This is a genomic window from Novipirellula sp., from assembly GCF_041583735.1.
In the GTDB taxonomy this organism is placed as follows: domain Bacteria; phylum Planctomycetota; class Planctomycetia; order Pirellulales; family Pirellulaceae; genus Novipirellula.
In genome coordinates this window covers 1-9,096 of sequence record NZ_JBFHFD010000339.1, presented here as the reverse complement: position 1 = coordinate 9,096, position 9,096 = coordinate 1, and the positions used below count along the sequence as shown (strand labels likewise).

Annotated in this window: 6 protein-coding genes; 5 read left to right on the top strand and 1 reads right to left on the bottom strand. The window is 55.4% G+C overall.

Features of this window, described 5'->3' with window-relative positions:
* Nucleotides 1–34: 34 nt before the first annotated feature.
* Nucleotides 35–817: a 7-carboxy-7-deazaguanine synthase QueE gene (locus tag ABX962_RS21775; protein ID WP_372722267.1), complete on the top strand. Its 783-nt coding sequence runs from the start codon at nucleotides 35–37 to the stop codon at nucleotides 815–817.
* 168 nt (nucleotides 818–985) lie between these two features.
* Here ABX962_RS21775 and alaS read toward each other — a convergent pair whose 3' ends face one another.
* Nucleotides 986–3,811 carry an alanine--tRNA ligase gene (gene alaS, locus ABX962_RS21770; protein ID WP_372722265.1) on the bottom strand — a complete coding sequence of 942 codons (2,826 nt, stop codon included), beginning with the start codon at nucleotides 3,809–3,811 and terminating at the stop codon, nucleotides 986–988.
* Nucleotides 3,812–3,839: 28 nt separating this feature from the next.
* Here alaS and ABX962_RS21765 point away from each other — a divergent pair, with 28 nt between their 5' ends.
* From ABX962_RS21765 to ABX962_RS21750, 4 genes are all read left to right on the top strand, one after another.
* Nucleotides 3,840–4,103 carry a hypothetical protein gene (locus ABX962_RS21765; RefSeq protein ID WP_372722263.1) on the top strand — a complete coding sequence of 88 codons (264 nt, stop codon included), beginning with the start codon at nucleotides 3,840–3,842 and terminating at the stop codon, nucleotides 4,101–4,103.
* Nucleotides 4,104–4,196: 93 nt separating this feature from the next.
* Nucleotides 4,197–5,525, top strand: a complete 1,329-nt coding sequence (locus tag ABX962_RS21760) for a hypothetical protein (RefSeq protein ID WP_372722261.1) — start codon at nucleotides 4,197–4,199, stop codon at nucleotides 5,523–5,525.
* Between the two features lie 1,103 nt (nucleotides 5,526–6,628).
* Entirely contained in the window at nucleotides 6,629–8,113 is a 1,485-nt protein-coding gene (locus ABX962_RS21755) for a rhamnulokinase family protein (protein ID WP_372722259.1), read from the top strand.
* Between the two features lie 60 nt (nucleotides 8,114–8,173).
* Nucleotides 8,174–8,773 (top strand): 5-formyltetrahydrofolate cyclo-ligase, encoded by a 600-nt coding sequence (locus tag ABX962_RS21750; RefSeq protein WP_372722257.1) that lies wholly within the window; start codon nucleotides 8,174–8,176, stop codon nucleotides 8,771–8,773.
* The last annotated feature ends 323 nt before the right edge of the window (nucleotides 8,774–9,096 follow it).

Below are 9,096 nucleotides of genomic sequence, written 5' to 3'. Positions count from 1 at the left end.
TTTTCAAAAACTTCCAACAGCTCGCGAAAATGATTTGAGTCGTTCAATTTTGATTTCTCCACTTCGTAATTCAGGATTTTTGCAGGCTTCGACGGAATCGACCAGGGGGACCCTGGCCGAAACGTCGACGCTGCGTATTTCCGAGACCTTCGTCAGCCGCCAAGGCGAAGGCGAATTGACGGGAACCGACAGTTTTTTCATTCGCACCAGCGGCTGTAATTTGCGATGTTGGTTCTGCGATACCCCGTACGCGTCATGGCGTCCCGAAGGGGATCAGGTGTCGATTGCCTCGCTTGTCGAGTCGATTTCCGATTCGGGCGTGCGTCACGTCGTGCTGACAGGCGGTGAGCCATTGCTGCCCAAAGAATCGGTGCTGTTGTGTGAGATGCTGCGAGAGCGTGGCTACCATATCACGATCGAAACCGCTGGCACGATGGATCGCACGATCGCTTGCGATTTGATGTCGATCAGCCCTAAATTTCGCACCAGCACTCCTGACGCGGAACAACATCCGCGTTGGAGCGAACTGCACGAGCAGCGGCGGATGCCAATCGGCACGATGCAAAAGCTGATGCAGCAATCGGTCGATTACCAAGTTAAATTTGTCGTCGATGGAGAGCGAGATCTGCAGGAGCTTCAAGAGGTCGTCTCGCAGCTTGACGTACCCGCAAGCAAAGTCTGGGTGATGCCGCAAGGAATCAGCAACGAGGATCTCGACCAGGCCGCGACGTGGTTGCGGCCTTGGACGGCCGAGCACGGGTTTCAATATTGCGACCGCATGCAAATCCGTTGGTACGGCAACCGCCGCGGAACGTAAGTGCGAGGTGGCTGTCGATCGCGACATGACCGTGGCCTTACGGCCACGGCAGAGAATCTGTCGGCCTCCGGCCTGACACGCCTGCTCACAGCAGCAACGAAACTCTTGGCGAGTTTCGTTACGATTTTATGCCGATGACGCATCTGGGAAACCTATTTTCCCTTTGTCTTAGCTCAGCGATTTTCGCATCGAGACTTTGGCTTGCTCAAGTGCATCGGGTAGCTTTTCTGGATCCTTCCCGCCGGCTTGTGCCATGTCGGGACGACCACCTCCGCCTCCGCCCACGACCGTCGCGGCGGCACCGACCCATTCGCCTGCTTTTACACCGCGATCGACCAATTCGCGGCTGATGCCGCCCACCAGCAATACCTTGTCGCCTTGCACCGACGCCAACAGGACTGCGGTCGGCTTGTCGCTTTTCTTGCGAATTTGATCGATCCAGCCACGCATCACGTTCGGGTTCGCACCCGGTGTCTCGGCGACAATCAGCATCGAATCGCCAACGTTTTCCGCACCCGAAATCAAATCGTCGGCGGACAATTTCCCGCCTGCGGTGACTTCACGTAGCTGTTTGACCAAACTCGATCGGTCGGCGAGCAAGGCTTCGAGACGAGTGACGACATCGTCAATCGAAACATTCAAGCGTCGCGTGATATCGCGGACGGCCGATCGGATCGCGTTGTAGTCCTCAGTATCGGTTGGCGATTCGGACTTTTTCACGACAAACGTTTCGGAGTGTTCGACCGGCTTGCCAGCGGAGAGTTCTTTTTTCAGCTGACGCACTTCGGTGAAAAGTTGTTTTGTCGCGGCAACCGCATGTTCCCACTGACATCCGAGCGTCTTGGCAACCTTTTGAAGCAGTTCGCGCGTTTGAACACGATGTGCCTCGGCGCGATCGCCGGTCAACGCTTCGATACGCCGTGTTCCCGCCGAAACGCTCTCTTCGACCACCAACTCAAATGCTTGCACTTGTTTCGTGTTGGTGAGGTGGGTCCCGCCGCAAAGCTCTTTGCTGAACTCGCCCATCGATACCATTCGTACCGGATCGGGATACTTTTCGCCGAACAACATCATCGCGCCGGCGGTACGTGCATCGGCAAGCGGCACGGTTTTCCACTCGATCGGCTGGGCCGCATCGATTTGAGTCCACACATCCTTTTCGATTTGCACGAGCACGTCGTCATCGATCGCATGTTGATTGGTAAAGTCGAATCGCAAGCGGTCGGCTTCCACCTTGCTGCCTTGTTGTTGAGCGTGATCGCCCACGTTTTTGTGCAGTGCGTAGTGCAGGATGTGAGTGGCCGAGTGAGCACGACAGAGCGCATCACGCTGAGCCGAATCCACGATCGCGGTACATTCATCCCCCTCGTGAATTTCGCCACGTCTCAATTTGCCATGATGAACGATCAACCCGGCGTGTCGTTGGGTGTCGATCACTTGGAATTCGAACTTCTCGCACTTGATGACTCCGACGTCACCGACTTGACCACCCGATTCGCCATAAAACGGCGAGTGATTCAGCACTAAACGCAGTTCGGCATCGCTGGCGCGATCCAAATGGCTGAGCAGCTGCCCTTCGTCGTCTTTGCCACCGACACCTGTGATGATGCCCTTGACCGTGGCGGTCGCTTCGATCGTTTCGTAACCGAGGAAAGGCGTTTCGCGAAGCGCTTCTTTCAACGTCTCCAAAGGTCCGGTTTGGAACAATTCTTTTTGTCCCGCACCACTTTTGATCGAATGTTCGTGCATTGCATCGCGATAACCGGCCCAATCGAACGTAAAGTTCTGCTCGGCGCTCAGGGTTTGCAGCAGTTCTGGAGGGACACCGTAGGTCGTGTTCAATTCTGCAGCTTCCTCGCCCGGAACCATCACTGCGGCTTCATCCCGCATCTGTTCGAACAGCTGTCCGATTCGTTTCATGCCGCCATCGATGGTGCCGAAGAATGCTTTCTCTTCGGCCTCGATCACATCGGCAACCCGTTTGGTCGTTTCGCTCAGCTCGGGATAAGGAACCTTCGCGCTCTCGGCGACCGCGTCGACCAATTTGTAAAGAAACGGCTCGCGGAGATCCATTTGATAGCCGTCCAAGACCGCGCGGCGGATCAAGCGTTTGACCACGTACTTGGCATCTTTGGGGCCTGGGTAGACGTTTTCGTGAATCGCGAATGCACACGCGCGAGCATGGTCGGTGATGCGGCGCAGGCGACGGCCGTTGTCACTTTCGTATTCGTATTTGACGCCACAGACTTCCGACGCCGCTTGCACGATCGGGAACAAGTTGTCGATATGGAAGTTCGTCGGCACGCCCTGCAACACGCTGGCGGTTCGCTCGAGCCCCATCCCGGTATCGATGTTTTTGCTTGGCAGCGGCTTCAGGTTGTCGGGGGGATCGCCGACGCGATTGAATTGGGTGAACACGAGGTTCCAGATTTCGACATCACTACCATCATCGAGGTGGTAATAAATTTCGCTACAAGGACCACATACCCCATCGGGGCCTTCGCTGGGTGCCGATGCAGGCCAAAAATTCTCGTCTTCTTCCATGCGGGAGATTCGCGACGTCGGCAGACCGATTTTTTCGTTCCAAAACTGGAACGCTTCGTCATCATCCTTGTAAACGGTCACGCTTAAACGCTCGCCAGGAATTCCGAGCCATTTTTTATCGGTTAAAAATTCCCAAGCCCAGCGAATGGCGTCTTCTTTGAAATAGTCGCCGAAGCTGAAATTCCCCAGCATTTCAAAAAACGTATGGTGAAATGCGGTGCGTCCAACATTATCAATGTCGCCGGTTCGCAAGCATTTTTGACAGGTGGTCGCCCGCGTGAAATCAAGTTTAACCTTGCCCAGAAAATGGTCTTTGAACTGATTCATTCCCGCCGGCGTGAACAAAACGGACGGATCCCAGGTCGGAACCAATACGTCGCTCGGTTTGCGGACACATCCTTTTGACTCGAAAAAAGCAAGGTATTTTTCGCGTAGCTCGTCGGTTTTCATATCGCTCGTCTATGTTCAAAGCTGGGTAATGACTTGGTCCAAAGAGGCTGAAAATTCGCCAATCGGTGAACAAACCGACGCGATATTGCCTGGTCTTCGGACGCGAGTGTTGAATGATCATATCGAAACGAGTCATTTCGGCAGAGGGCACGTCCGCTATCCAACAGAAATCGCCGCCGGTTTTCTTGTTGCCCCCCAAGGTCACCAAAGCCCCAGCTTTCTCGAGCTGCCGGTGTGGATTGACGCGATTCGCAACCAAGAAGCGGATTCATCGCCAAGAAGCATGGGTTAGAATCGAATCCCAGTTAAAATGAAACGGACAATCAATCGTGACGACCGATTCGCCGCCAAGCTTTATCCCTTACTACGAAAAACGACTAACCTGATGGCAATCCCTCCCTGGACCGTTGAGTTACTGCGACGTGGACTCAACGACGTGGCTCGACGAGCGCGTGAGCCCGAGACGCTCGAAAAACTGAAAAACCAAGCCACGGAGATCATTCAGGATCTACCCCAAACGGCGGCCCGCGGGCTGGACGCAGTGATGCGGGCGACCGAGGCGGGCAAAAAAAATGTGCAACGCTGGTCCAAGAAACAAGTCGCGATCGCAATCCCAATGGTCAATGCATCGGGCACGTTGATGACCCCGCTGGGAACCGGCGTTCCTGTGGCCGAAGAGGCGGTCGAGGCGGCGTATGCCTGTTTGCACGGCGATGTTCGCCGCGACCATCATGCGAACCAGCGACTGACTCGCGAGCTGCACCGACACCTCGATTCGTCGGCGAACCTGGAAATCGCTGTGGCGGCGAATTTTAACGCGATTCTGACCGCACTGGTGATCGGCATGAGCCAAGAAGATATCTTGATTCACCGCAGCCACGCGATCCGGCTTCGCAGCGGCGATTCGCTGGTCGATGCGCTCAATTCGCTGGTTCCAATCGTTCAGGAAGTTGGAGCGAATGATTCGATCGAAGCGTCGGATTTCGCAGCGTTCGACTCCTTTTGTTTGGTCGTGGCCGACGACGAAACCAAGCCCAATCCCCCTGCTCCGCTGCGTCTCGACAAATCGGCAGTGACGCAAGTTGTCGTGTTGCCGGTTGCCACGCTCCGCCAAACCAAGGACACGCAATTAGCGTCGGTCGAAGCGGCGATCCAGGCGGGGGCGGATCTGGTTATCGTCGAAGGTGGCGGCGTGTTCGGAGGGCCAGAATGCGGTATCCTGATCGGCAAACGAGAAATTGTCGAAGCGATTATCGAGTCCGCCGTTTGGAAGTCACTCGAAGCGACCAGCGCGGCGCAAGCGATGTTGGTCAGCACATTGGGCAAAGCGGCCACCGGCGAGCTGCCCATCGATGCACTACTGCAAACGGGCGAAGAGAACCTAAAGGCTCGAGCCGAACGGTTGGCAATGCGGCTGACCGTGAGCGATTCGATCAAAAGCTGCCAAGTGACCGCCGAAGACGCACGCATCACGCCAAAAGGTCGATGGCGGTACCCGTCCCGGCAAGTTCGTGTGGAGCATCGCTCGTTGACCGCCAAAGAGTGGGCGGAGCAACTGCGAGAGGAGCTGCCGTCGTTAATCGTTCGCGAAGATGATCAAGCGATCATCGTCGACTTGAAATGGGTCAGTCCGGCCAGTGACGGAAAAATCGGCGAATTGATCGGCGGATTGCAATCCGCATCCCCCAGCGAAACGACAAGCGAGATTCCCTAGTCGACCTTCGTCATCCGGCAGTTGCGGGGGGTAAGCATGATTTCACCATGCCCTCCACCGCCCGCTTTCAGCGGCCGACCCTCTCAGAGGGGAAGGGGCATTCTGTGTGGTTGGCTCAAAAGCTGTGTGGCTGGCTCAAAAGAGAGTGCATCTCGCGAGCGTTCGCGGCCGGGTACTCCGTGTACCCGGCCCGTGAGGTCCGTGATTTATCGATCGACAAATGTCAAACGACTTATCGACGTGTATCAGCCCGTGGCCGCAAGCTGACCGCGTAAACCCCACGCGAGGCGAACTCGCGGAAGACGCAATTAAACGCAATCCATTGCTAGCGCAATATTAAGCAGGACGCAAAATGCTGTTCGAACACAGCCTTAACGATCCCTTGGATAACTCTAATCAAATCAACGACTTAGCGTCAGTTGACGATCGTACACATGCTGCTGGATTCCGCCCCTGAAAAATGGCGGATGAGTGATGTGGCGACACCGTTAGATTACGTTTTGCAGGTGGCGGGTCAACCACAGTTTTCCCAAATTCGTTTTCAGGGGGGAGCCCCTTGTGACATAAAGTGTTCCGCTTGCGGCAGTTAAAAAAGTTTGTGTCAATCGAATGCATTTTTAAGGCTGCATTTTGCAACCGCCATTCGGGTTATTTTTCGCTTGCAAATCGATTGTCCAGCAGCGAGAAAATGGAGTGTCCCCCCCGCAAGAAAATTACTGCCGCCGGTGCAGTGAATCACCGGTGTAGTGGACAAAACGCCCTCGCCCCGATGGGAATCGCGTCTCAGCGGACTGGCACAAACGCTGGGAAGCATTTTCTCGTAGCTACCTTCGCCAGAAGGTGGTGATTCCTATTTGCGTGACAACCAACCATGCTCTGGCGAGCGTTGCTACGGAATGCGAATCCGCTGTCATTTGCCGCCTCGAAATGCTTCACAGCGTTGGCCAACAACGGCTTACTGAAATCGGCAGCCGCCACCAAGGTCGCAGTTCCCCGGAATTGGCGTCTTTAGTGTTCCCCTAAGGGCGGCAGTCTCGCAATATCTTGCTATCATCTGCGTTTGTGCTTCCGAATCCAGGTAATAGAACAAGGAATTCACCACGATGAGCTTGGCTCCGGTCCATTTGGCGGTCGATTTAGGTGCTTCGAGCGGCCGCGTGATTGCGGGATCGCTTCAAAATAATCAGATGGAATTGGCCGAAGTCCATCGGTTTGCCAACGACCCGGTCACGATACAGCAATCAATGCACTGGAACGTCCACGGATTGTGGGCAGATATCCAGCAAGGCCTTCGCACCGCTTCACAGCAGTTCGACACCATTGCCTCGGTTGGCGTCGATACCTGGGGTGTCGACTATGTCTTGGTCGACGACCAAGACCAAATGACCGGACCGGTGCGTCACTACCGTGACCCCCGCACACGAGGGGCGATGCAGCGTGCCTGGGAAATCGTGCCTCGCCAGGAAATATTTGAGGCGACGGGCCTGCAGTTCATGGAGCTCAATACGCTGTACCAGCTAGTCGCCGCTCGATTGGCTGGAGAACATTCGCTCGAGATCGCCGACGGCTTTCTGATGATGGGCGATTTTTTTCACTGGTTGTTGTCAGGGAAACGCAGTATCGAAGCGACAAACGCCTCGACCACGCAGTTGCTGGATCCCCGCACCCGCCAATGGTCGAGTGAGCTGATTTCTCGCTTCCAATTGCCTGCCCAGATTTTTCAGGATGTGACGGAGCCTGGCTGTCAACTTGGCGTCATCCAACCGTCGGTCGCCGCATTGACGGGACTTGACAACGTACCCGTGATTATTCCAGCCACGCACGACACGGCGTCTGCGGTAATCGCCGTCCCCGTAAACGACTTCGCGCCCGAAAAACCAAACTGGTGCTACATCAGCTCGGGCACTTGGTCGCTAATGGGGTGCGAGTTGGCTCAGCCACGGATCAATGCAAAGTGTGCCGAATTGAACTTCACCAACGAAGGAGGCATTCAGGGAAGCACGCGACTGCTGAAAAATATTGGCGGGCTGTGGATTTTCCAGCAGATCCGAAAATCGCTCGAACGACGCCAAGCGGCCGAGTCGTGGGACGTGATGGTCGAGCGTGCCTTGGCCGCCAAACCATTCGAATTGTTGATCAACCCAGACGACGAGGCCTTTGTGGCGCCGACCGATATGGTGGACGCGATTGTCAGCTACGCTGGACGCACCGGACAAAAGGCTCCCGAGAGTAACGGTGTACTGTATCGCGGAGCACTCGAAGGGTTGGCGCTTCGCTATCGCGCTTGCTTGGAAATGTTAGAAACTTTGGTTGGTAATCAAATTGATGTCATCCACATCGTCGGAGGCGGGTCACAAAACGAATTGCTTTGCCAAATGACCGCAGACGCCTGTAATCGCGTCGTGGTGGCTGGTCCGGTCGAAGCGACCGCCGCGGGCAACGTTGCGGTGCAGATGATGGGAACAGGCCAACTTGGCTCGATTGTCGAAGCTCGCGAATTGATTCGAACCAGCTTTGGCACCAAGCAGTTTGATCCAGCGGACCGGTCCGCATGGGATGACGCCGCAGAAAAGTTCAAGTCGTTATAGCGAGTGAGCTCAGGGTCACGCCGAGTTGCAGCTGTTTTTCCTGGAAACATGTTCGTTGTCATGAACCAAGACGCTCTCGTGGAAAAGAAACGGCAGATCCGCAAAGCGGCCCACGCCGCACGGAAAGCTCAGCCCGACAAGGACGCGGTCAGCCAGCAAATCACCGACCGTGTCGTGCAACTGGCTGAATACACGGCGGCCCAGTGGGTGATGTGGTATGTCGACGTTCGCGACGAAGTGCGCACTCGGCACGCGTTGCCCGAAGCTGTGGCGAGCGATAAAAAGATCGTGATTCCGTATTGCGTCGACGGAGAGCTCCAATTGTTCCTGCTGGAATCGATGCAGGAGCTTGAAGTCGGGATGTACGAGATCCTTGAACCTCGCGCGGACTTGCGAAACGTGGAGTCAAAAAAAGTTGATGTCCAACAGCTCGATTTGATCTTGCTTCCCGGTGTTGGCTTTGACGCTTTTGGGGGGCGGATCGGGCACGGCAAGGGCTACTACGACAAATTGCTTGAAAACGTCAAATCCGAAACACCGCTCGTTTCGTTGGCGTTCGAGTGCCAGATGTTTGACGAAATTCCAATGCAGCGGCACGATAAATTCATGGACAAGGTCGTGACGGAAAAACGGGTCTACGAAGGAATCGGGCGAGATTGAATCGGGCGAGGGAGGCTGAGTCAGGGCAAGGGAGGCAAGTCGTGAGGTCGCTTGCCGATCAGGTGGAAGATCAGTTACGCCGAAGGATTTCGCAGCCTCGATGGCAAACCATGACGTTAGGCTCACGCTGCACCACGTACACGAATAATCGCATCGTACAAACGCCACGTCACTCTTACAGGGGGGGGGGCTTCGCCGGTTGTCGCAGTAATTGATTGACTTTTTCTCGTTTTCTGGCTAACATGCCACTGCTCGCGGTGGGGAAGAAGTGCACCCTTCCTCGCTGACTAACCGCGAGCCCACGCCTTTCGCAAAGCTCCCTC